General features: G+C 66.7%; 20 protein-coding genes and 1 pseudogene. 10 read left to right on the top strand and 11 right to left on the bottom strand.

Annotated elements, in window-relative coordinates; all coding sequences use genetic code 11:
* Positions 1-69: 69 nt before the first annotated feature.
* From M1M07_RS11005 to M1M07_RS11015, 3 genes are all read left to right on the top strand, one after another.
* Positions 70-1,083 carry a hypothetical protein gene (locus M1M07_RS11005; RefSeq protein WP_248674180.1) on the top strand — a complete coding sequence of 338 codons (1,014 nt, stop codon included), beginning with the start codon at positions 70-72 and terminating at the stop codon, positions 1,081-1,083.
* Between the two features lie 61 nt (positions 1,084-1,144).
* On the top strand, positions 1,145-2,209 hold the full coding sequence (locus tag M1M07_RS11010; RefSeq protein ID WP_248674181.1) for a MerR family transcriptional regulator: 1,065 nt from the start codon (positions 1,145-1,147) through the stop codon (positions 2,207-2,209).
* The gene (locus M1M07_RS11015) at positions 2,193-2,699 is read left to right on the top strand and encodes a hypothetical protein (protein ID WP_248674182.1); all 507 of its coding nucleotides are present in this window, start codon (positions 2,193-2,195) and stop codon (positions 2,697-2,699) included. Before M1M07_RS11010 ends, M1M07_RS11015 begins: the two co-directional genes overlap by 17 nt.
* A gap of 12 nt (positions 2,700-2,711) precedes the next feature.
* Here M1M07_RS11015 and M1M07_RS11020 read toward each other — a convergent pair whose 3' ends face one another.
* The 3 genes from M1M07_RS11020 to M1M07_RS11030 all read right to left on the bottom strand — a co-directional run bounded on the left by M1M07_RS11020 (position 2,712) and on the right by M1M07_RS11030 (position 6,325).
* Positions 2,712-3,584: an SGNH/GDSL hydrolase family protein gene (locus M1M07_RS11020; protein ID WP_248674183.1), complete on the bottom strand. Its 873-nt coding sequence runs from the start codon at positions 3,582-3,584 to the stop codon at positions 2,712-2,714.
* 883 nt (positions 3,585-4,467) lie between these two features.
* A complete protein-coding gene (locus tag M1M07_RS11025) occupies positions 4,468-5,184 on the bottom strand; it encodes a PASTA domain-containing protein (RefSeq protein WP_248674184.1) in 717 nt (238 codons plus the stop codon).
* A 97-nt stretch (positions 5,185-5,281) separates the two neighbouring features.
* The gene (locus M1M07_RS11030; RefSeq protein ID WP_248674185.1) at positions 5,282-6,325 is read right to left on the bottom strand and encodes an LLM class F420-dependent oxidoreductase; all 1,044 of its coding nucleotides are present in this window, start codon (positions 6,323-6,325) and stop codon (positions 5,282-5,284) included.
* 320 nt (positions 6,326-6,645) lie between these two features.
* Here M1M07_RS11030 and rph point away from each other — a divergent pair, with 320 nt between their 5' ends.
* Positions 6,646-9,270 (top strand): rifamycin-inactivating phosphotransferase, encoded by a 2,625-nt coding sequence (gene rph / locus M1M07_RS11035; RefSeq protein WP_248674186.1) that lies wholly within the window; start codon positions 6,646-6,648, stop codon positions 9,268-9,270.
* A gap of 63 nt (positions 9,271-9,333) precedes the next feature.
* On the opposite strand, the gene M1M07_RS11040 is transcribed toward rph, so the two are convergent.
* Both M1M07_RS11040 and M1M07_RS11045 read right to left on the bottom strand, forming a co-directional pair.
* Positions 9,334-10,140, bottom strand: coding sequence for a hypothetical protein (locus M1M07_RS11040; RefSeq protein WP_248674187.1), 807 nt, complete (start codon positions 10,138-10,140; stop codon positions 9,334-9,336).
* Positions 10,141-10,644: 504 nt separating this feature from the next.
* On the bottom strand, positions 10,645-10,905 hold the full coding sequence (locus M1M07_RS11045) for a hypothetical protein (RefSeq protein WP_368862562.1): 261 nt from the start codon (positions 10,903-10,905) through the stop codon (positions 10,645-10,647).
* Positions 10,906-11,169: 264 nt separating this feature from the next.
* Here M1M07_RS11045 and M1M07_RS11050 point away from each other — a divergent pair, with 264 nt between their 5' ends.
* From M1M07_RS11050 to M1M07_RS11060, 3 genes and pseudogenes are all read left to right on the top strand, one after another.
* Positions 11,170-11,850, top strand: coding sequence for a TetR/AcrR family transcriptional regulator (locus tag M1M07_RS11050; RefSeq protein ID WP_248674188.1), 681 nt, complete (start codon positions 11,170-11,172; stop codon positions 11,848-11,850).
* A gap of 66 nt (positions 11,851-11,916) precedes the next feature.
* Positions 11,917-12,261 (top strand): annotated as a pseudogene (locus tag M1M07_RS11055) (ATP-binding cassette domain-containing protein); the annotation flags it as partial.
* Between the two features lie 119 nt (positions 12,262-12,380).
* A complete protein-coding gene (locus tag M1M07_RS11060; protein WP_197252937.1) occupies positions 12,381-13,418 on the top strand; it encodes a beta-ketoacyl-ACP synthase III in 1,038 nt (345 codons plus the stop codon).
* Between the two features lie 63 nt (positions 13,419-13,481).
* Here M1M07_RS11060 and fabG read toward each other — a convergent pair whose 3' ends face one another.
* The 4 genes from fabG to M1M07_RS11080 form a co-directional block, all read right to left on the bottom strand.
* The gene (fabG, locus tag M1M07_RS11065) at positions 13,482-14,240 is read right to left on the bottom strand and encodes a 3-oxoacyl-ACP reductase FabG (RefSeq protein ID WP_197252936.1); all 759 of its coding nucleotides are present in this window, start codon (positions 14,238-14,240) and stop codon (positions 13,482-13,484) included.
* Between the two features lie 29 nt (positions 14,241-14,269).
* Positions 14,270-15,031 (bottom strand): 3-oxoacyl-ACP reductase family protein, encoded by a 762-nt coding sequence (locus tag M1M07_RS11070; RefSeq protein ID WP_197252935.1) that lies wholly within the window; start codon positions 15,029-15,031, stop codon positions 14,270-14,272.
* A gap of 147 nt (positions 15,032-15,178) precedes the next feature.
* Positions 15,179-16,396 (bottom strand): acetyl-CoA C-acetyltransferase, encoded by a 1,218-nt coding sequence (locus M1M07_RS11075; RefSeq protein ID WP_197252934.1) that lies wholly within the window; start codon positions 16,394-16,396, stop codon positions 15,179-15,181.
* Positions 16,397-16,431: 35 nt separating this feature from the next.
* Complete coding sequence (locus M1M07_RS11080; protein WP_197252933.1) at positions 16,432-17,577, bottom strand: acyl-CoA dehydrogenase family protein; 1,146 nt, start codon at positions 17,575-17,577, stop codon at positions 16,432-16,434.
* Positions 17,578-17,678: 101 nt separating this feature from the next.
* On the opposite strand from M1M07_RS11080, the gene M1M07_RS11085 reads away from it, so the two are divergent.
* From M1M07_RS11085 to M1M07_RS11095, 3 genes are all read left to right on the top strand, one after another.
* The gene (locus M1M07_RS11085; protein WP_248674189.1) at positions 17,679-18,281 is read left to right on the top strand and encodes a TetR/AcrR family transcriptional regulator; all 603 of its coding nucleotides are present in this window, start codon (positions 17,679-17,681) and stop codon (positions 18,279-18,281) included.
* A gap of 116 nt (positions 18,282-18,397) precedes the next feature.
* A complete protein-coding gene (locus M1M07_RS11090; RefSeq protein ID WP_248674190.1) occupies positions 18,398-18,871 on the top strand; it encodes a DUF309 domain-containing protein in 474 nt (157 codons plus the stop codon).
* A gap of 7 nt (positions 18,872-18,878) precedes the next feature.
* The gene (locus tag M1M07_RS11095) at positions 18,879-19,499 is read left to right on the top strand and encodes an LON peptidase substrate-binding domain-containing protein (RefSeq protein WP_248674191.1); all 621 of its coding nucleotides are present in this window, start codon (positions 18,879-18,881) and stop codon (positions 19,497-19,499) included.
* A gap of 78 nt (positions 19,500-19,577) precedes the next feature.
* On the opposite strand, the gene M1M07_RS11100 is transcribed toward M1M07_RS11095, so the two are convergent.
* Together M1M07_RS11100 and M1M07_RS11105 are read right to left on the bottom strand one after the other, a co-directional pair.
* Positions 19,578-21,287 carry a CotH kinase family protein gene (locus tag M1M07_RS11100; protein ID WP_248674192.1) on the bottom strand — a complete coding sequence of 570 codons (1,710 nt, stop codon included), beginning with the start codon at positions 21,285-21,287 and terminating at the stop codon, positions 19,578-19,580.
* Positions 21,287-21,964 (bottom strand): DUF4956 domain-containing protein, encoded by a 678-nt coding sequence (locus M1M07_RS11105; RefSeq protein ID WP_248674193.1) that lies wholly within the window; start codon positions 21,962-21,964, stop codon positions 21,287-21,289. The genes M1M07_RS11100 and M1M07_RS11105 overlap by 1 nt, the downstream gene beginning before the upstream one ends.
* Positions 21,965-21,978: the final 14 nt, after the last annotated feature.

Below are 21,978 nucleotides of genomic sequence, written 5' to 3' on the forward strand. Positions count from 1 at the left end.
CTGTTGACAAGCACCTTATCCGAGGTCTTCCATAGAGAACGAATATTCGTTTTCAATGGGAGGGTCCCCATGAGCCACACCCCGGCAGCATCGGGCAGCACCCCCGTTGCGCGCGCGATCGCACTGGCGGTCGGTGCCGCCGCGATCGTCGGAATCGTTCTGCTGGCCTTCACGTGGCCTGCCGTCACGTCGGAACCCCGCGACCTCCCCGTCGCGGTCGCGGGACCGGAAGCCGCGGTCGCACAGGTCACCGGTGTCGTCGCGGCGCAGGCCGGCGAGGCGCTCGCACCCACGCCCGTGAGCGACCGCGCGGCTGCGGTCGAGGCCATCGAGCAGCGAGAGGTCTACGGCGCGATCGTGCTCGGTTCAGCGCCCGGCGAGGCACCCGAGGTCCTGATTGCAACAGCCGCGAATCCTCAAGTCGCCCAGATGCTTCAAGCGATAGCAGCGCAGCTGGGTCAACGGATCGGTGCGGCCGTCACCGTGACCGACGTGGTGCCTTTCGACGACGCCGATCCGCGCGGCGCGAAGATCTCGGCGGCCGCGTTCCCGCTGGTCCTCGGCGGCATGGCGGGCGCCGTGATCATCTCGGTCGCGATCGGCACGGCCCTCCCCCGCGTCGTGGCACTCGTGGCGTACGCGGTCGCCGGTGGGCTGCTGCTTGCCGGTATTCTCCACGCCTGGTTCGGGGGACTTCACGGCAGTTTCTGGGTCAACGCCACCGCGATCGGGTTGACGATCGTGGCGATCTCGGCACCGATCGTGGGATTGCGCAGCCTCCTCGGCATGCCCGGCATCGGGGTCGGCGCGGTGCTGATGATGCTGATCGCGAATCCGATCTCCGCCGCCGCGATTCCGGTCGAGTTCATCCTCGCCCCGTGGGGTGCGATCGGCCAGTGGTTCCCGCCGGGCGCGGGCGCGACCCTGCTGCGGGAACTGTCGTACTTCCCCGACGCGAACACCGCGTTCCCGTGGACGGTCCTGGCCGTGTGGGCGGCAGCCGGCGTGCTGTTGACATGCATCGCCGCCGCGCGGGAATCGAAGGTCGTCGACGAGACCGAGGAACTCGCAACCGTCGGCTGATCGGAGTTGAGTTTCACGTTGGTTGAAACCCGATGATGGCGTGGTGCAACCTTCTGATCTCATGTCGATCGGGGTCTTCGCCGGGCGTTCCGGCCTGACCCCGAGCGCGCTGCGATTCTACGCCGACTCGGAGCTGTTGGTGCCGGCCGAGGTCGATCCCGTATCGGGTTACCGCTTCTACCGTCCCGACCAGCTGCCCCGCGCGGACATGCTCCGGCAGCTCCGCGAGATCGGCATGCCGCTGGCGGCGGTCAGAGCAGCCTTGGACGCGGGACCGGCCGAGGCGGCCCGGATGATCGACCAACACGTCGCGAAGGTGCTCGAGGATGCCGCCGCAGCCCGACGGCAAGCCGCTCGCCTTACCGCGGCGCTGACCGATGCACCCGGCATTCCGATCGCCACGTTGAAAGGACCGGTGCTGGCCGACGCGGTCGAACAGGTCTCGAGCGCGACAGCGCGGGAGCCATCGATGCCGGTGCTCGACGGCATCCACATCGAGGCCGGTCCGCACGCGATCACCCTGACCGCAACCGATCGGTACCGGCTCTCGACGCGCACCCTGGTGCCCGACGAACCGACGGCTGCCACCTGGTCCGCGACGGTCGATGCAGGAGACCTGCGTGCCGCGGCAAACGAGATGCGCCGCTGCGCAACGGTCCACGTGGAAGCGTCGACGCACGGAATCCGGTTGAGAGTCGCGGAGCGCGACGATCTGCACTGCAGACTCGTCGCCGAGCCCTTCCCCGACTATCGGGCGATGCTCGCGAACCTACCGGAACCCAGCACTCGTGTGACCGTCGCCAAGAACCTGCTCCTGCGGGCCCTGGAGGACGACGCCGGCGAGCAAGTCGCGCTGAGCGTGACCGACGGCGTTCCCGAATTCCTCACCGATGACGAACAATCCCTCGGATCACTGGACGCCGGGGCGACGGGATCCGACATCCGAATCTCGTTCCAGCTCACGACGTTCTACCCGGCAATCAGTACCGCGATCGGCCCCGACGTGATGCTGGACCTACGGGGACAGGACCTGCCCGTCACGGTGCGGTCCGCCGACCGCGGCGACCTCACGACCCTCGCCATGCCCATCGACCCCGAGGAGCATCCCGATGACCGTCTCCGGTGATCCCGACCCGACCATGGATGCCATCGCACAAGCCGTCACCGAAGGACGATCCGGTGACCCTGAAGACGCTCGGAAACAGTTGCTGGCCTTGTGGTCCGAGATCGGCGTCCTCGGTGATCCACTGCACCGCTGCACGCTCGCGCACTACTTGGCAGACCTCTACGCCGATCCCGCCCAAGCCCTGGCCTGGGACATTCGCGCCCTCGACGCCGCCGCTGCCGTGACCGAGCAACGAGTGCAAGAACACCACGCCGATCTGCACATCGCCGGCTTCTATCCGTCACTGCACCTGAACCTGGCCGACAACTTCCGTCGACTCGGCTCCTTCGATGCCGCCACCGATCACGTCACCGCAGCCCGCAAGCACGCGCCGAACCTGCCGGACGGGCCGTACGGCGATACCATTCGGGCCGCCATCGACGAGGTCGGCGACGCCATCGTCAGGAAGGACCGTACGCAACGCGCCTCCGCGCCCGGAACTTCCGTATAACGACGCGGAGGTTCAACGACGCACCGTGCCGAGCACCCGACGCGCCATGTGCGCCATGCCTGCGGCGTTCGGGTGCAGCGCGCTCGACGACGGGCCGGCCTGGCGCCCCTCGAACCACCGTTGCCCGGGAGCGGCGCACGCGTCGTGCCCTTCCGCCCCTGCGGTGACGTCGACGAACTCGGCACCGGCGGTCGCGGCCGCCGTGGCGAGGACGCCGTTCATCATCGCGAAGAAGCCTTTCGCCCATACCGCGTCGGCGTCGCTGATCGGCAGGTTGGGCCAGCATCCGCGATCACCGAAGATTCCACCGTGCCCGACCAGCACGACGCGCGCAGCCGGGGCCTTCAACCTGATCGCGGTGAGCGTCGACCACACCTTCGGACCGAGTCCGGCGAGTGCGGACAGCGCCCGGCCGGTGACCGCCGGATTGTTTCGGCATCCGGCATCACCACCCGGCGCAGTGGCGTAACACGGGGAAACCAGTGTGGGCCAACTGATGTCGTTACCCCCGATGCTCAGTGTCACGAGTGTGGTGTCCGACGGCATCTGCTCGATCTGCGGCGGCACCGGCCCCTTCGACGTGTGCTGCGGAGTGTTTGTCACGTGCTCGGTGTGCGCTCCGGTGCATGACAGGTTGAGGAACGACGCCGCGCCCACTCCCTGCGCGACGAGCGTCGGATAGCCGAGGTCGGAGCGTTCGCACGCATTGGTCTGCGTAGCCGGGTCCAGGGACGGGCCGGCGGCCCTGGAGTCTCCGAGCGCGACGTACCGCACACCACCGTTCGCAGGGACGGCAGATGCCGTGGCCGGAAGCGCGAACGAGACAGCGGCGGTGGTCGCGACGACGGCGGCGGTGACGGCGGCGCGGATTCCAACGGGCTTCATGATCAGCAGTATCTGTGACGAGCACCGTGACGACGGGGAGATTGGGCGTCGCGTTTCTGTGTCCGGAAACAACGAGCGCAGGCGGCGCACCCGTTTTTCCGCAGGTGGCGCACCCGTTTTCCGAGCGAGCGGCACATTCAGTCGATCTGAGAAGACGAGCGGTACATTCGCTCGGACGCGGCTCTCGCGACAGCGACACGCCGATGAAGATAGAACACCCGTTCGAGTTGACCACCCTCACCGCGCGTGGCACCATCTCAAGATCACCTGAAAACAGGTCGACCCCGGCCGGTGCGCCAACACCGATCCGGGGTCTGGGCACACGACAGAAGGAAGCTGTCATGCACCGTAGGCTGGATTCTATCCACGCGCCCGATCGAGGCGCGCATCGGCGAGCGACTCCGCTCGATCCCCTGTCGACGTCCTAACACTTCCGCCCTTCGACCCCGCCGGTCGAGGGGCCACAGGCGTTCCACTTACACGGTTGTGCACGAGGGCCGTTCCGGTAACCGAGGCATGACCGTGCCCGTCGCTACCCTCCCGTAGTCCGACGTCAGCGCATCGCCGCTGCGGGTCTCCGGCCACGGAGCCGAACCCGAAACCGACAGGGCACCAGTACCTTCAGCCTCCGCAGCTGGTGGCGGAGCACCCGATCGCACGGGTCGACACGAACGACCGGGTCCAGCCGAAGCCACACGTCACCACCCGACGTGGGGCCAGAAGTGCTGGCCGAGACGGTCTATCGGGGTATGGCGACCGGGCAGCGTTGGGGAAGGGGCCGAGCAGACTCAGCGACCCGTAGGGTCTCCGATCGGTTCAAAGCAGCCGCCCGCAGGGCGTCCGTTTCCTACGCGTTGCCCGTCCACAGAACTGTCAGCCTGCATCAACAGCTATGAGGCTCATCCTCTTTCACAACCGACAGGACCGCATCCCCTTCGCCGATGACGACACCGGCCTTCGGAGTCTGCTCGACAACCACCCAGTTCCGATCCAACAACTGAGCGCGGCCCGCGCCCGTCGCATCGACGCTCTTCGAATAGAAGACGCCAGCGGTCTGGATCGTGTCCTGCGCCTCTTGAAGATTCATGCATACAACATCCGGCATGATCGCCGTCGCCGATGGGCTGGGTGTGTGTGCCGTGGCCGCCGCGGCTGCCGTCACGGGCGCAGCGCCCGAAGTGTTGGGCGGTGCGGTGGGCGTGGTCATGGCATCGTCGTCCGACGGGGATTCGAGCCCGTCGGAGATGTCGGAGATGATCCCGAAGATCACGAACGCGGCGGCGACGAGCGCCGCAATGACGACGCCTCGGCGGACCTTCGGCGACTGCGGTGCCGGGGGTGGCGGCGCGAAGGCCGCCGGATCCCCGGCCAGGTATGCGAGGTGCCCGGCCTCCGCGCGGGCAGCCAGGCCCGCATACTCGGCCTGCTTCCGCGCCCGGTAGTCCCGAATGGGTTTGCCGACAGCGAGGTACGCAAGGATTGCGGTGAACACGAGCTGGGTGAAAGAGGCCGAGAACTTGCCGTGGATCAGCTCCACGAATGCCAACCACAACGTGATGCCCGCGAACATCCCCGCGAGCACCCTCAGGTAGGGCTTCACGTGCACTCCTTCACCGATCCGGGGGCACGTGTCGTGCCGTGACCTCGCTGCTCAGATCGAGCGTAGCGATCCTGCCGTTACCGGCACCCGGCCGACGTCACGCGTCGACGATGGCGCGCAGCTTCTCGAGCTGCTCGACGCGTCCTGCCGGGTCGGGGCTGAGGAACTTCACGTTCAAGGTCGTCGCACCCGCCTCCGCGAATGCCGCGACCCGCTCGCGCACGTAGCCCTCGGGGCCGATCAGCGAAATCGCCCGGACCAGCTCGTCCGGCACCGCCGCGGCAGCTTCGTCCTTCTTTCCGTCCAGATACAGATCCTGGATGATCTTGGCGTCGGCCTCGTACCCGTATCGGCAGGCGAGGTCGTTGTAGAAGTTCTTGCCGCGGGCACCCATACCCCCGATGTACAGCGCGAGGTGGGGCTTGACCAGGTCGAGCAGGTGATCGACGTCGTCACCGATCGCGAGCGCGGGGCCTGCGTAGACCTCCAGGTCGCCGAGGGAGGGATCGCGCTTGGCCTTACCCTTCGCGAGCGCCTCACCCCACACGTCGTTCGCGCGCTCCGGGTTGTAGAAGATCGGCTGCCAGCCCTCAGCGATTTCCGCGGTGAGGGCGACATTCTTCGGTCCCAGTGCGGCGATGACGATCGGGATGCGCTCACGCACCGGATGATTGATGATCTTCAGCGGCTTCCCGAGGCCCGTGCCCTTCTCCGGAGGCAGCGGAATCTGGTAGTACTTGCCGTCGTAGCGCACCGGTTCCCGGCGCCACACCTGCCGGCAGATGTCGACGAGCTCGCGGGTGCGTCCGAGCGGCGCCGTGTAGGGCACGCCGTGGAATCCTTCGATCACCTGCGGCCCCGACGCACCGATGCCGAGTACGAACCGTCCGTCGGACACGTAGTCGAGGCCGGCGGCGGTCATCGCCATCAGTGAGGGGGTGCGTGTGTAGATCTGGAAGATCCCGGATGCGAGCTGCACCCGCGACGTCTTCGCGGCGAGATATCCGAGCTGGCTGACAGCGTCGAACGAGTAGGCCTCCGCCATGAAGACGACGTCCAGACCGGCGCGTTCCAGATCGGCGACCTCGGCGACGGTCTCGGCGAACCCGCCGCTGTAGGTGATCATGGTTCCGATGCGCATCGAGGCACTCCCGTCGAATTGTGCGGTGCTGCTGACGGATCCGAGGTCGATTCCCCGAGAAGACAGCGGTATGTGCAGTTCAACACCTGCCGGGAAGCGGCGCAAGGACGCATCGCCGATCGAACTCATTGCCGACGCCTATGGTCCACGACCTCGACGGTTCGGCCACTGTTCGAAGAGGAGAGTGAGAGAGCGGGAATTGCGCTCCGTGCGGCTTGCTCCCACTTCCAATCTATACACGAATGGCGAGCCTCATGAGGCCCCGATTTTCGGCTCATAATCGCCCGCAGAATGCGGGACCAGCAGGGAAGGGCGGCAGCATGCACTACGTATTGGGCTTCGAGGAGATCGACCGGACGCAGATCGCGCTGGTCGGCGGCAAGGGCGCGAACCTCGGAGAGTTGTCGCGCATCGACGGCGTCCTCGTCCCCGACGGTTTCTGCGTGACAACCGACGCCTATCGCCGAGTCACGACAGGAACGCCGGCGCTCGACGCCCTGTTCGAGCAGCTCACACCCCTCACTCCGGACGATCGGGAGCAGATCGGCGCGGTGAGCGCGCAGGTTCGTCGCACGATCGAGGACTGCGTCGTCCCGGAGGAGGTGGCAGCGGCGATCAGGCAAGCACTGTCGCGCTTGGGTGACGACACAGCCTGTGCCGTGCGGTCCAGCGCGACCGCGGAGGATCTGCCGTCCGCGTCGTTCGCTGGTCAGCAGGACACGTACCTGAACGTCGTGGGGTCCGACGAAGTCCTCCGGCATGTCGTCAGGTGCTGGGCATCGCTGTTCACCGAACGTGCCGTCACCTACCGGATGCGCAACGGGATCGACCACCGCAAGGTGCACATGGCCGTGGTCGTGCAGCGGATGGTGGTCCCGGAGGCGTCCGGGATCATGTTCACGGCCGACCCCGTCACCTCCAACCGGACGGTCACCTCCATCGATGCCGGATTCGGTCTCGGGGAGGCGTTGGTGTCCGGCCAGGTGAACCCGGATGTCTATACGGTGCGCGACGGTGCCGTGGTCGGCAGGACGATCGCGACCAAGCCACGCGCTCTGTACGCCACACCGGATGGTGGGACACAGATGCGGGAGAATCCGCCGGAGCGGCAGACCCAACCGGTGCTGACGGACACACAGATCCTCCAGCTCGCGCGGTTGGGCCGCCGGATCGAAACGCACTTCGGCTGCCCGCAGGACATCGAATGGTGCCTGCGCGACGGCGATTTCCGGGTCGTTCAGAGCCGGCCCATCACCACGCTGTTCCCGATCCCGGAATCCGACGACGACGAGAATCGCGTGTACGTCTCGGTCGGACATCAGCAGATGATGACCGATGCCATGAAGCCACTCGGACTTTCCTTCTGGCAGATGACAAGTCGGGCACCAATGCGTGACGCCGGGGGCCGGCTGTTCGTCGACGTCACCGAGCGGCTTGCGTCGGCGACGGCCGGGCCCGCGATCGTTGCCGCGCTCGGAAAGTCCGATCCGCTCATCGGCGATGCGCTGCAGACGATTCTGGACCGCGGCTTCGTCCCGCAAGGTCCGGACGACGGTTCCATCCCTGCAGCGGTGGGCGCCCCTGACCCGATCGCGCCGGATCCGGCGATCGTCACCGAACTCATCGCGCAGAGCGAGGCTTCCCTCGAGGTCTTGAAGCGTGACATCGCAACCAAGACCGGGACGGAGCTGATCGACTTCATTCGGGACGATATCGAGGAACTCAGGCGGGTCCTGTTCGATCCGCGCGGTCTCCAAGCGATCATGGCCGGGATGGGTGCTGCCGACTGGCTGAACGACCGGCTCGACGAGCGGCTGGGCGAACGGAATGCAGCCGACACGCTCACCCAATCGGTTCCGCACAATGCGACCTCGGAAATGGGGCTGGCGCTGCTGGACGTGGCCGACGCCATCCGCCCGCATCCGCAGGTGGTGGCCTTCCTGCAGCAGGTCGAGGACTCGGGTTTCGACGACGACGCCTTCCTCGACGAGCTCGAAAAGTTCGACGGGGGCAGCGAAGCCCGCGCCGCCGTCGAGGACTACCTCGACAAGTACGGCATGCGATGCGTCGGCGAAATCGACATCACCCGGCCCCGCTGGAGCGAAGCTCCGACGACCCTCGTCCCGCCGATCCTGGGAAATATCAAGGGTTTCGGTCCAGGTGCCGCCAATCAGCGCTTCGAGCAGGGTCGACGCAACTCCGACGAGAAGGAACGCGAGGTTCTGGAACGCTTGCGCGCCTTACCCGATGGGGACACCAAGGCCGAAGAGACGAAGCGGATGATCGACCGTGTCCGGGACTTCGCGGGGTACCGGGAGTATCCGAAGTACGGGATGGTGTGCCGCTACTTCGTGTACAAGCAGGCGTTGCTGCGCGAGGCCGACCGCCTCGTCCGGAACGGTGTAGTCAGCGATCGGGAGGACATCTTCTTCCTGAGGTTCGACGAACTCGCCGATCTCGTTGCGACACAGCGTGAGCGCAACGACCTGATCGACGAGCGACGGGACGAGTTCCGCACGTATAAGGCGCTGACGGCGCCCCGGGTGCTCACCTCGGACGGTGAAGCCCTCACCGGGGCCTACCGTCGCGAGGACCTTCCGGAAGGTGCGCTCGCCGGCATGGCGGTGTCGAGCGGGACCGTCGAGGGCCGTGCCCGCGTCGTCCTGGACATCGCGCACGCCGATCTCGCGGCCGACGACATCCTGGTCACCGCCTACACCGATCCGAGTTGGACACCCCTGTTCGTCGCCATCAAGGGCCTGGTGACGGAAGTGGGCGGTCTGATGACCCACGGTGCGGTGATCGCGCGAGAGTACGGGCTGCCGGCGATCGTGGGCGTCGAGAATGCAACACGGCTCATTCGGGACAGGCAACGGATACGGGTGAACGGGACGGACGGGTACGTCGAGATCCTCAGTGATGATCCACCGCATTCCCCCGAGTGATTGGCCGTACCGACGGTGTGGGTTCGCCCCGGAATCCAGCGGCGTACCCACACTCATCGTCTCTCAGTACTCAGGCCAGAGGCTGAGGAGCGCGTCCACTGCAGACTTGCGGAAGTAGTTGCGCTCGAACTCAGGCTTCTCTCCCAGCGCCTCGAACACCCCGATGACGTCTGCCCACGACACGTCACGCGATGACTCCGTGAGGTGCAAGTAGCAGTATCTGTCCCCGTTGTCATCGTCGTACAGGTAGACGACGGGCCCCGGCGGCACTACCTGGCTCCCCTTTGTCACCTTCCCCTTCGCACTCGCATCTACGGCGATCACGCAAGCCCCCACGGAGAGCGGTAAGCGGTACTCGGGTTCCTCGATCTCGCGGAACACGAACAGAACTGAATCCGAATCCGGATCGTCACAGCCCAACTCGGCCGAAAGGCGCTCTCGGAGGTGCAAGACTTCGGCCGGAGGATCCAACTCTTCCGCCATCCGAACGAGCAGAAGCTGCGTCGGGCGCGGTCTCGACGCAGCACCCGTCTCGTCAGGGATCGTCTCGCCCGCGCTCGACGACGACTCGTCGAGAGTCTCGGTCGGCTCGGATTCCATGTGGTCCGGTGACCGATCCACACCGCATTGCTCGATGAGCGCACGTACGTGATCGAGCGTGAGTGGTTCCGCGCGTGTTTTCCACGCGAGCAATTTGCTTCGGGCTTCGTCGACGCAGTCGCGACTGTCGGTCAGCACGACGCTCTCGGTGAGCGTCGTCGCCGAGGATCCCGAGAGGTTCGCGGACCCGACAAGCAAGAAGGGCGGGTGCGATTCGCCGGTAGACTCGGCAAGGATCATCTTGGCGTGCACGCCCTCCAGCGAATACACACGTACGCCCGCCTCGATCCACCTTGCAAGTACAAGGGGGTCGGTCGATCCGGCTCGCACCGCTGACGCGCTCGCATCGACGATGATCGAAGAGCCCCGCTAGAGCTTGGTCAGATCACCACCATGCGAGCCGACGTACGCGACCGCCGCCAAAATGGCGCACGAGCGTGGCTCGAGGAGTGGGGCGAGTTCGTCCCACACCCGTTGCCCTGCAATCAATCTGACACTTCGATCTTCGAGCCCGAGACTCGCCAAATCCGTCATTGCTGTAGTGCTTCCTCGACCCGCATCTCCGCGTCGTGTGCCAGCGGGGCCGGTTTGTAGAACATAGCGTTGTCGGCCCCTTTCCCTGGTGTCGGCGACCCTTGCCGAACTCGCAGCAAAATCTACTGGAGAGAATCGAGACGATCGCGCATAGGGCAGATGTGCCCTGTTGTCGGTACCCGGTGACGGAACCATCATTCGGTCCATTCGAGTGAAGATTCCCGTCACCGACAGCGAGGTTCAGGCTTCCGGCAGCCCCGCGACCAACTCCGCCACGTGCTGGTTCAGGTTGGCCGACCACATCTCCGGGTGAGGATGGATCCACCGAGCGCCCGCGATGATCTGTTCGAAGACCAACTTGGCGACCTCCGCGGGTGTGAGTCCGCCACCGGCCAGGTATGCAGCCATCTGCTGCCGATAACCTTCGGCCCCTTCCGTTCCGGCGGTGCCTGCGTCGTCGAAGATGCGGGTGCGCACGGGGCCGGGCAGGAGTACGGACACACCGATGTTCGCGTCGACGGACTCGAGGTCCGCCGCCAGCGACTGTGCGAGGACCCGGACGACGTGCTTGCTGACCGTGTACGCCGACTGCGACGCGCCGATACCGTCACCCCCGACCGACCGTCACCGGCGGCGCGAGGGCCGCGCTGAAACCCCACAAGCACGATCCCCATCTGGGACGACGGTGTTGCACCGCAGTGGGGCGGAACTTAGACTGACCTAAGTTATAGGGCATAACTTAACGAGAAGCAGGGGTACAGGCACGTGATCGGCAGACGTCCGCGCATGTTCGAGGTCGACGACATCATTCGCGTCGGCCGGGAACTCGGGATGCGCAGGCTGAGCATGAACGCCGTCGCGGCGGAGCTCGGTGTGTCCTCGACCGCCCTGTACCGGGCGGTCGACGGACGGTGGGGGCTCGAACGGCTCGTCGGCGAAAGCCTGCTCGGCGACCTGAAGCTCCACGACGATCCGGATCACGACATCGAGCAGCACCTGCTGTCCTTCGGCCTGCAGATGTGGCATTTCATCGTCCGGCACCCCGGCCTCGGTGTGTACATGCAGATCCTGTTTCCCCGCGGCGAGGCCGGTCGCCTCCTGATGGCGCACCAGATCGAAGCGTTGAGCAAACGCGGATACAGCCCCGACGTCGCGATCGCGCTGTCCAGCGTGATCGCCGGTGTCTCCATCAACTATGCGGTGGCCGAGGACTCCCAGCGCGAGCACGCCGACGAACTCGATGCGCAGCGCCAGGAGGTTACCGCCCAGCTGAAGACGGACGAAGACCTGGCGGAGGCACACCGCAACCTTCCGTCGGTCGAACACACACAGTTCGTGAGACTCGTTCTGGCAGCGATGGTCCGGGGAGTCGTGTCGGTCGCGCCTCCCGGGCGGCCGCTCGATCAGGTCATGGCCGAGCTGGCGGCGATGGGAATGGGGATCTGATGACCGAACGAGGTTTTCAGGGGCGATGATGCGTGGGTTCGGTGCCCGCGACCACGACGCCGTGGTGCCCTGTCCGGAGTTGAGCGGCAACGTGTTTCGATCGCGCGGGCGCTGCTGAAACCGGCACCGGTGCTGCTCGTCGACGAGGCCACCAGCGCGTTGGACACGGAGAACGAAACCGCGGTCGTGCAGGCCTTGACCGCCGACCCGACGCCGCGCACCCGGGTGATCGTCACGCACCGGCTGGCCGGCATCCGCACCGCCGACCGGGTCGTGTTCCTCGAGCGCGGCCGCGGCGTCGAGGACGGCGGCGTCGACGAGCTGCTCGCCGCAGGGGGTCGCTTCGCGGAGTTCTGGCGACAGCGCGACGCCGCGTCCGCATGGCGGCTGGAAACCTCACCCAAGGGGTAGTGCCGGGAGCCCCGGAAAGCTCGTAGGGTGCGCAATACGGGAAGTCCGTGCCGAAACCCGCCGTCCGGTTCCATGATGGATCCGGCCGGAATCCATCGATACCGGCCGGAGAGGACACCATGCCCACCGCTATCAACACCGCACCCGCGGTCACGCACGCCGCACTGCTCGGAATCGGGGCATACCGCCCCCGCCGGGTGGTACCCAACGCCGAGATCGTCGACCGCATCGATTCCTCCGACGAGTGGATCCGGACCCGCTCGGGCATCGCCACCCGCCGCTGGGCCGAACCCGACGAGACGATCGTGTCGATGAGCGTCGCCGCCTCCCGCGAGGCGCTGTCCGCAGCCGGGCTGGACGTGGACCAGATCGACGCGGTCGTGCTGGCCACGTCGTCGCAGATGGTGCTCGGCCCCTCCGCCGGGGCGGTCGTGGCCACCGAACTCGGTATGCACGACACCGCGGCGTTCGACATCTCCGCGGGCTGCGCGGGCTTCTGCTACGCACTGGGGAACGCGGCGGCCCTGGTCCGGGCAGGACAGGCCCGTCACGTTCTCGTGATCGGCGTCGAACGACTGTCGGATCTGCTCGACCCCACCGACCGCACGTGCGCGTTCATCTTCGCCGACGGGGCCGGCGCCGCCGTGGTCGGACCCTCCGACACCGAGGGCATCGGACCGGTCGCGTGGGGCTCCGACGGCTCCCAGACCGACGCCATCAAGCAGGACAAGGACTTCGCGCGCTACTTCGCCGAAGTCGAGGCGGCGGGCGGCAGCGGGACCGTGCCCGAACGGCCCTACATCCGCATGAACGGTGCCGCGGTGTTCCGGTGGGCCGTCACGTTCCTGGAGAAGGCGTGCCGCGACGCTCTCGGCAAGGCCGGGGTCACCGTCGACGACCTGGACGCTTTCGTGCCACACCAGGCCAACAGCCGCATCACCGACGCGCTGGTTCGCGCGCTGGCCCTGCCCGATTCGGTCGCGGTCGCGGGGGACATCGCCGAGACCGGCAACACGAGCGCCGCGTCGATTCCGCTCGCGATGGAAGAACTCCTCCGGTCCGGCAAGGCGAAACCCGGCGACACCGCACTGCTGGTGGGGTTCGGCGCCGGGCTCGCGTACGCGGGGCAGGTCGTGAAGCTTCCCCCGCTCGGTTAGACGCCTGAACGACAGCGGCGCTGCGGCCCCCACCGGGGACCGCAGCGCCGCGTTCGGCTCGATTCAGTCCTTCGGACCACCGGCAACGTAGATGACCTGGCCGGACACGAAACCGGAACCCTCGGACGCGAGGAACGACGCGGTGTGGGCGATGTCCTCCGGCTTGCCGACGCGCGCGACCGGGATCTGCGCCGCGGCGGCCTTCTTGTAGTCCTCGAACGGGACGCCGACACGCTCGGCGGTCGCGGCGGTCATCTCGGTCTCGATGAAGCCCGGGGCGATCGCGTTGGCGGTGACACCGAACTTGCCGAGCTCGATCGCGAGGGTCTTGGTGAAGCCCTGCATGCCGGCCTTGGCAGCGGAGTAGTTCACCTGACCGCGGTTGCCCTGCGCGGACGTGCTCGACAGGTTGACAATGCGGCCGAACTTGTTGTCCACCATGTACTTCTGGCAGGCACGCGTCATCAGGAACGCGCCGCGCAGGTGCACGGCCATGACCGCGTCCCAGTCTTCGACGGTCATCTTGAACAGCAGGTTGTCGCGGGTGATGCCGGCGTTGTTGATCAGGACCGTCGGCTCGCCGAGTTCGGTGGCGACCTTCTCCACCGCAGCGGCGACCGACTGCTCGTCGGCGACGTTCGCGCCGACCGCGAGGGCCTTGCCGCCGACGGACTCGATGGCGGCGACGGTGTCGGCGCAGGCGTCGGCGTCGAGATCGAGCACGGCGACCTGGAGGCCGTCCTCGGCGAGACGCTTGGCGACGGCGGCACCGATGCCGCGGGCGGCTCCGGTGACGATGGCGGTGCGGACTGTCGAGCTCACTACGAAACCTCCAGTAGATGGTGGAACGGTCAGTTGATGGTAAGGCCGCCGTCGACCGCGAGGGTCTGCCCCGTCACATACCCGGCCGCGTCGGACACGAGCCACACGAGGGTTGCGGCGAGTTCGGCCGGGTCACCGGTGCGGCCCAGGACGATCCGCGACTTCATGCTGTCGATGTAGCCGTCCGGGTACTCGTCGGTCATCTCGGTCGCGAAGAAGCCCGGGGCGATCGAGTTGACGCGGATGCCCTTGCGCAGACCCCACTGCTGCGCGAGGTCGCGGGTCAGCCCGATGACTCCGGCCTTGCTCGCGGCGTACGCGGCCTGCGGCAGGCCCGCGGTGGTGATGCCGAGGATCGAGGAGATGTTGACGATCGAGCTGCCCGGCTGCATGACGCGACCGGCGGCCTGCGCGGCCCAGTAGGAGCCGTTGAGGTTGATGTCGATGACGCGGCGGAACTGGTCCGGGGTCTCCTTCGTGGCGGGGACCGCGGTGCCGATGCCGGCGTTGTTGACGAGGATGTCGACCTTGCCGAGTTGCTCGACGGCGGTGTCGACCATGCGCTGCGCCTGGTCCGGATCGGCGATGTCGGTTTCGACGGTGACGGCGCGACGGCCGGCGGCGCGGACGAGTTCGGCGGTCTCCGCGAGCCGGTCGGCGCGGCGAGCCGCGAGCACCACATCGGCGCCGGCTTCTGCCAGCGCCTGCGCGAACGCGACACCGAGACCGGACGATGCGCCGGTGACGATCGCGACGCGATCGTCGAGGCGGAACCTGTCGAGAGCGGACACAGTTGTCTCCTCGGAAAGTACGGGGCTACCGATGTGTATAGCCCGGAGAGGTGGTGGAATTCAAATGGACACGCCCGAAAAACATTAGGCCGCATGCCTTTTCAGACATACGGCCTAATGGTGTGTTTGCCCTTGCCTATGCGGGCGTCAGCTCAGGCGCTCGAGGACCATCGCCATGCCCTGGCCGCCGCCGACACACATGGTCTCGACGCCGAACTGCTTGTCCTGGGCCTGCAGGTTGTTGATCAGCGTGTTCGTGATGCGCGCACCGGTCATACCGAACGGGTGGCCGAGTGCGATCGCACCGCCGGAGACGTTGAGCTTGTCCTCGTCGATACCCAGCTCGCGGGCCGAACCGAGCACCTGCACGGCGAACGCCTCGTTGATCTCGAACAGGTCGATGTCGGAGATCGACTTACCGGCCAGCGCCAGCGCCTTCTTCACGGCCTCGATCGGGCCGAGGCCCATGATCTCGGGCGACAGACCCGACACGCCGGTCGAGACGATCCGGGCGAGCGGGGTCAGACCCAGCTCCTTCGCCTTGGTGTCCGACATGATCACCAGCGCCGCGGCACCGTCGTTGAGCGGGCACGCGTTGCCGGCGGTGACCGTGCCGTCCGGGCGGAACACCGGCTTGAGCTGGCTGACTGCCTCGTAGGTGGTGCCCGCGCGCGGGCCGTCGTCGGTGGAGACGACGGTGCCGTCGGGCAGGGTCAGCGGGGTGATCTCCTTCTCGAAGAACCCGGACTTGATGGCATCCTCCGCGCGGTTCTGCGACCGCACGCCCCACCGGTCCTGGTCCTCACGGGAGATCCCGGTGTACGAGGCGACGTTCTCGGCGGTCTGGCCCATCGCGATGTAGACGTCGGGGAGCAGGCCGTCCCGGCGCGGATCGGTCCACGCGGTGCCGCCCTCGGCGAGCTTCGCGGTGCGGGCCTCGGCGTCCGCGTAGAGCGGGTTCTTCGTGTTCGGCAGCCCGTCGGCGTTGCCGGTGATGTAGCTCGACACCGACTCGACACCGGCGGAGATGAACACGTCGCCCTCGCCGGCCTTGATCGCGTGCATCGCCATGCGGGTCGTCTGCAGCGACGACGAGCAGTACCGGTTGACGGTCACACCCGGCAGGAAGTCGTAGCCGAGCTGCACCGCGACGGTCCGCGCGATGTTGAAACCCGACTGGCCGGCGGGCTGGCCGCAACCGAGGAGAAGGTCGTCGATCTCGGTGGGGTCGAGTTCGGGCACCTTCGCGAGTGCGGCGGCGACCATCTGGGCGGCCATGTCGTCGGGGCGCAACGACTTGAGCGAGCCCTTCATCGCGCGGCCGATGGGCGAACGTACTGCGGAGACGATCACTGCTTCGGGCATCGGAAGCTCCTTCGAAAAGAGTGGAGTATCGGGGACTACAGGCCGAGGTCGCGGCCGATGAGTTCCTTCATGATCTCGTTGGTGCCGGCCCAGATCTTGGTGACGCGGGCATCCTTCCAGGCACGGGCCACACGGTACTCGTTCATGAAGCCGTAGCCGCCGTGAATCTGCACGCAGGCGTCGAGAACCTCGGACTGCGTCTGCGCCGTCCACCACTTGGCCTTGGCGGCGTCGACCGCGCTGAGCTCACCGTCGGCGTGGGCCTCGACGGCCTGGTCGACGTAGGCCTCGGCGACCTCGATCTTGGTGACGAGCTCGGCGAGCAGGAACTTGTTGTACTGCATCGTGCCGATGGCCTGGCCGAACGCCTTGCGCTCCTTGGCGTACTCGATGGTCTCGAGCAGGATGTGCTTGGCGTGGTGCACGTTGTTGATGGCGGAGCCGAGGCGCTCCTGCGGGAGCAGCTTCATCATCGAGATGAAGCCCATGCCCTCTTCACCGAGGAGATTCTTGCCCGGGACGCGGACGTCCTTGAAGAACAGTTCGGCGGTGTCGGCCTCGGGCTGGCCGACCTTGTCGAGCTTGCGGCCGTTCTCGAAGCCCTCCATGCCGCGCTCGACGACGAGCAGCGAAATGCCCTTGGCGCCCTTCGACGGATCGGTGCGGGCCGCGACGACAACCAGGTCGCAGTTGTAGCCGTTGGTGATGAAGGTCTTCGCGCCGTTGAGGATCCAGTCGTCGCCGTCGCGGACCGCGGTGGTCTTGAGGTTGGCGAGGTCCGAACCACCGGACGGCTCGGTCATGCCGATCGCGCAGATGAGCTCACCGGTGGCGCAACGCGGCAGCCAGCGCTCGCGCTGCTCCTCGTTACCGAGGTGGACGATGTACGGCACGGTGATGTCGGAGTGGATGCCGATCGACGACGACAGCGCCATGTTCGCCCGGGCGAACTCCTCGGCGACGATCGCGTTGAAGCGGTAGTCGTTCGCTTCCATGCCACCGAACCGCTCGGGGATCTCGAGCCCCAGGAAGCCCGCCTTGCCCGCTTCGATCCAGATGTCGCGGGGGATCTCGTGACGTTCGATGAGTTCCTCGGCACGGGGCAGCACGAACCGGTTCACGAACTCGCGAGCCGACTCGCGGAACGCCTCGTGATCGGGACCGTACAGGGTGCGTCGCATTCAACCGCTCCTAATCTAAGCACGCGCTTATAATCTAAGCGTTTGCTTATAGTGGCCCCGATGCGGCAAGTTGTCAACTGCCGGAACACAGGGAGAAGACAGTGGCCACATCGAGAGACGACGTGATCAGCGGATCCAAGGCGGCGGCCCGCCTGCGGGAAGCCGCCATCGAGGTATTCGCCGAGAACGGGTACGGCGGCACCACCACCCGCCAGATCGCCGCGCGCCTCGACATGAGCCCGGCCGCGATGTATCCGCACTACAAGTCCAAGGAAGAACTGCTCTACGCGATCGGCTACGAGGGACACGACCTGGCGTTGCGGGTCGTGCAGGACGCCGACATTCCCGACGCCGACGCCACCGAACGTCTCACCACGATCATCCGGCGCTTCGCGGAATGGCAGGCCGAGAACCACAGCCGTGCCCGCGTCGTCCAGTACGAACTCACCGCCCTCACGCCGGAGCACTACCGCGTCATCACCGGACTGCGACGACGGACGACGCAGGTGGTCCGCGACGTCGTCGACGCCGGCCTGGCCTCCGGCGAGTTCACCGTGCCCGACGCCGAGGGCGTGACCCTCGCCCTGATGTCGCTGTGCGTCGACATCTGCCGCTGGTATCCGTCGGGCCGCTACCAGGACCCCGAAACCATCGGCGCGCTCTACGCCGATCTCGCGCTGCGACTCGTCGGTGCCGTGCACTGAGTAGCGAAATCCGCACGGCCACTGGACAACCGCCGATATCCTCCGGCGCGCGGATGTCGCCACCCGCGCGCGGATGTTGCAACGGAGTGCGGTTGTCCGGGAGTAGGCTCGACGACATGACCGAGCGTGATCGGGACTCCGACGGCAAACCGAAGAACGCCCGGCCCCGCGACGCGCTGGGCCGCCCGCTCCCCTACGGCGAGGAGGGCGTCGAACCCATCCCCGAGGACCTCGACCTGTCCCCCAACGAGGCCATCACCGAGGCCCAGCGACTGTTCGACCACGGATACCCCTTCCACGCACACGAGGTGTTCGAAGGATCGTGGAAATCGGCGCCGGTCGAGGAACGCACCCTGTGGCAGGGACTCGCGCAGCTCGCGGTCGGGCTCACCCACCTGCTGCGCGGCAATCCGTCCGGTGCCGCGTCACTGCTCCGGCAGGGGCAGGCCCGGGTGCGGCACTACGAGGACGCACCGCCGCACGGCCTCGACATCGACGGCCTGTCCGTGTGGGCGGACCACCTGCTCGCCGAGATCGAGCGCGGCGATCCGATCCCCGAACCGCCCGTACCGCGCCTGCGGATGCCATGATGCGGTGATGCCGATCCTGCCGATGTTCCCGCTGGGAACAGCGCTGCTGCCGGGCGATCACCTGCCGTTGCGGGTGTTCGAACCCCGCTACCAGCAGCTGGTCCACGACTGCATGGCCGCACCCGACGGACCGCGCTTCGGTGTCGTGCTCATCGCGCGCGGACACGAGGTCGGCGGCGGCGACGTGCGGCACGACGTCGGGACGGTCGCGCGGATCGTCGTCGACACCGAACTCGGCGGCGGCCACCACCGGCTCGAATGCATCGCCGAGGAACGTATCCGGATCCTGCAGTGGCTGCCGGACGATCCGTATCCGCGCGCCGAGGTCGAGCCGTGGCCCGACGCCCCGTCCGACGGCACGGACCTGTCCGGTCTGACCGGACTGTTCGGGAAGCTGTACGGACTACTCGACCGGCTCGTCGAGAACGGCGTGAACCCACCGCGCGCCGACGACCTGCCCGACGACCCGGGTGCCCGGCTCTACGCGCTGTCGCGGTGGGTGCCGATGGGCGAGGCCGACAGACACGCCCTGCTCGCCGCGCCGGGACCCGACGAACGACTGGCCGTGCTCACCGAGGCGATCGCCACGGCCATCGACCTCGCCGAATGGCAGTTGAAGGACCAGTGATTCCGAAGAAGGGGTGATACGGAAGCGGCGGCACGGTGTGTGAACACCGCGCCGCCGCACCGTCGCTTCCCGGATCGCTCACCGATCGCGCAGGGCTGCCAGAGCCTCGGTTCGCTGGTCGATCCACGTGCGCATCGAATCGATGCTCACCTGCAGGGCTTCCTGCGTGAGACCGTCGGTGACCGGGACGGTCTCGGCGATCACGTCCAGCAATGCAGTCGCGCGTCCGCTGCCGTAGATCTGCTCGAACAGATCCCAGTACGCGCTCTCGTACACGGCGGTGAACGCGTCCGACTCGAGGAAGCGGGTCTTCAGCGGATTGCCCATCGACATGCCCGGAGGTCCGCCTTCCGGCCCGCCGGGGAAGGCAGGCACTCCGTTCGGCATTCCCTGAGGCATCCCACCGCCACCCTGCGGCGGGGTCACCCCTGCGGGAGGTGTCATGCCCTCGGGTGGTGTCATGCCCTCGGGTGGTGTCATCCCCTCCGGAGGCGTCATGCCCTCCGGCGCCGTGCCCCCGGCCTGCGGCGTGCCCTCACCGGGTGCTGCGCCCGTGCCGTTCATGCCCGGCGGCATGCCACCACCCGGCCCACCCGGTCCCATCATGCCGACCGAGTCGTGCGGTCCGGCACTCGTACCGCCCTGCATCGCCAGGTTCAGATCCCACGAGACGACGGCGAGCTTCTCGGTGCCCAGGTCGTACCAGAGGTAGTAGTTCTGGCCCGGGCCGGCCATGTCGTCGCCGTTGACGAGGAGGTTCTGCGTCGCGACGTAGCGGGCGAAGGATTCGACGTCGACCCAGTCTCCGAGGTGCGCGTCGAACTCCTCGTCGCTCGCCGTGTTCATCCACTTCAGGAAGTTCACGATCGGCTGCAGGTTGCCGCTGCCGACCGCGTTGATCTGCTTGAACTGATCGGCGTAGGACGACTGGTCGTCGTCGACGTACTCGAAACGTGAACTGGCATCGGCCTTGTACAGATAGCCGTCGCCGTCGAACAGCGAGTTGGCGTAGCCGTCGTCGGGATGCTCGAGCAACAGTCGTGTCGTGGTGGCACTGTCGTTGATCGAGTACACCGTGTACGCGTACCGCTGCGTCGGCTGGCCGGTCTCCGCGGTGAGCGACAACGCCATCGCCTCGTTCAGCACCGGCGTGCCCGGCCGCACCGACAACTCGGTCATGCCCTGATAGGCACGGCCCGAGGCGTTCTCGTCGAAGCTGATGAGCAGGGGCAGCGACGTCGGATCGTCCTCCGACGCCGACGACATCATGGGGCCCATCCGTCCGGGATCGAAACCCTCGGGGAATTCGAATCCTTCCGGTAGTTCCATACCTTCCGGGGGCCGGAAGCCCGAACCACCGGGCCTGGCGTCGTCGCCGCGCACGCCCATCAGAGTCGAGTTGCCCTTGAGCCGGACGGACACGTCGTTGACGAACGTGCCGTCGATGGTGAGGTCTGCGGTGACCCACTTCTTGTCGCCGGTCTTCTGGAACGTGGTGATCATGTCCCGATATTCGGCATCGGTGATTTCCAGCGATACCTCGTGCTGCACAGAACTGTCGAACAGGTCGACGGTTCCGGCGATGTTCTCGGTGATCTCCGAGGCGATAACCGTTGTGTCCCCGACGATGTAGGGACGGATCCGGGCACTGCCGAACACGGTCGCCATGATCGTGACGAACGCGACGAACACCACCAGCAGCTTCCAGTGCTGACGCAGCGATGTCGGGATCCGATGTCTGAGCCGACGCCGCGGTCGGGGCTCGCCGGCGGTGTTCGTCCCGCTCATCAGATGTCCGTCTGGTCGTATCCGGTCAGGACGGTGACGCGCTGGCCGGTGTTGACCGCGCTCAATGCCGCGATCAGCTCGGATGCCTTCTTACCCTTGCGCAACTGCGCCGTGTAGTACAGCTCGTTGAGTGCTCCCGCACGGACGGATTCGGTGGAGACCAGCTCGAATTCCGCGCAGAACTCGATGAGGACGTCTTCGACGAGCGCTTCGAACCCCGGCTCCGGCGGCACCTGCACCTTCACGACCTGACGCTGCACGTCGAGCTTGAACCAGTTGAACTTGTTCATGATCAGCAGCACGAGGCAGATCGCGACGGTCGCGGCCACCGCGAGGATGTAGAAGCGGGTGCCGGTGGTCATGCCGATCGCCATCACGAGGAAGATGAACCCGACGTCACGAGTTTCTTTGATGGCGTTGCGGAATCGCACGACCGACAGCGCGCCGACGAGCGCGAACGCCCGGGCGATGTTGGAGCCGACCACGAGCATGATCAGCGAGATGATCATGCCGACCATCACGAGGGTCTGCACGTAGGACTGGCTGTAGGAGACGTTCTTGTGCGTGTATCGGTAGACCCAGCCGATGACGGCGGACAGCACGAACGACAACGACAGCGACACGATGATGTCGAATGTCGAAAACGTCCCGCTGAGGTCCTGAAGATCGAAATTCATGGTTGTCCTGGTGT

This window comes from Rhodococcus sp. HM1 (assembly GCF_023218075.1).
Classification (GTDB): Bacteria; Actinomycetota; Actinomycetes; order Mycobacteriales; family Mycobacteriaceae; genus Rhodococcus.

Excerpts from the sequence above, each read along its gene's own strand:
- M1M07_RS11020 (WP_248674183.1), bottom strand. The coding sequence starts at position 3,584 with ATGAAGCCCGTTGGAATCCGCGCCGCCGTCACCGCCGCCGTCGTCGCG.
- M1M07_RS11010 (WP_248674181.1), top strand. The coding sequence starts at position 1,145 with ATGTCGATCGGGGTCTTCGCCGGGCGTTCCGGCCTGACCCCGAGCGCG.
- M1M07_RS11005 (WP_248674180.1), top strand. The coding sequence starts at position 70 with ATGAGCCACACCCCGGCAGCATCGGGCAGCACCCCCGTTGCGCGCGCG.
- M1M07_RS11095 (WP_248674191.1), top strand. The coding sequence starts at position 18,879 with ATGCCGATCCTGCCGATGTTCCCGCTGGGAACAGCGCTGCTGCCGGGC.
- M1M07_RS11090 (WP_248674190.1), top strand. The coding sequence starts at position 18,398 with ATGACCGAGCGTGATCGGGACTCCGACGGCAAACCGAAGAACGCCCGG.
- M1M07_RS11080 (WP_197252933.1), bottom strand. The coding sequence starts at position 17,577 with ATGCGACGCACCCTGTACGGTCCCGATCACGAGGCGTTCCGCGAGTCG.
- M1M07_RS11100 (WP_248674192.1), bottom strand. The coding sequence starts at position 21,287 with ATGAGCGGGACGAACACCGCCGGCGAGCCCCGACCGCGGCGTCGGCTC.
- M1M07_RS11075 (WP_197252934.1), bottom strand. The coding sequence starts at position 16,396 with ATGCCCGAAGCAGTGATCGTCTCCGCAGTACGTTCGCCCATCGGCCGC.
- M1M07_RS11030 (WP_248674185.1), bottom strand. The coding sequence starts at position 6,325 with ATGCGCATCGGAACCATGATCACCTACAGCGGCGGGTTCGCCGAGACC.
- M1M07_RS11105 (WP_248674193.1), bottom strand. The coding sequence starts at position 21,964 with ATGAATTTCGATCTTCAGGACCTCAGCGGGACGTTTTCGACATTCGAC.
- rph (WP_248674186.1), top strand. The coding sequence starts at position 6,646 with ATGCACTACGTATTGGGCTTCGAGGAGATCGACCGGACGCAGATCGCG.
- M1M07_RS11015 (WP_248674182.1), top strand. The coding sequence starts at position 2,193 with ATGACCGTCTCCGGTGATCCCGACCCGACCATGGATGCCATCGCACAA.
- M1M07_RS11060 (WP_197252937.1), top strand. The coding sequence starts at position 12,381 with ATGCCCACCGCTATCAACACCGCACCCGCGGTCACGCACGCCGCACTG.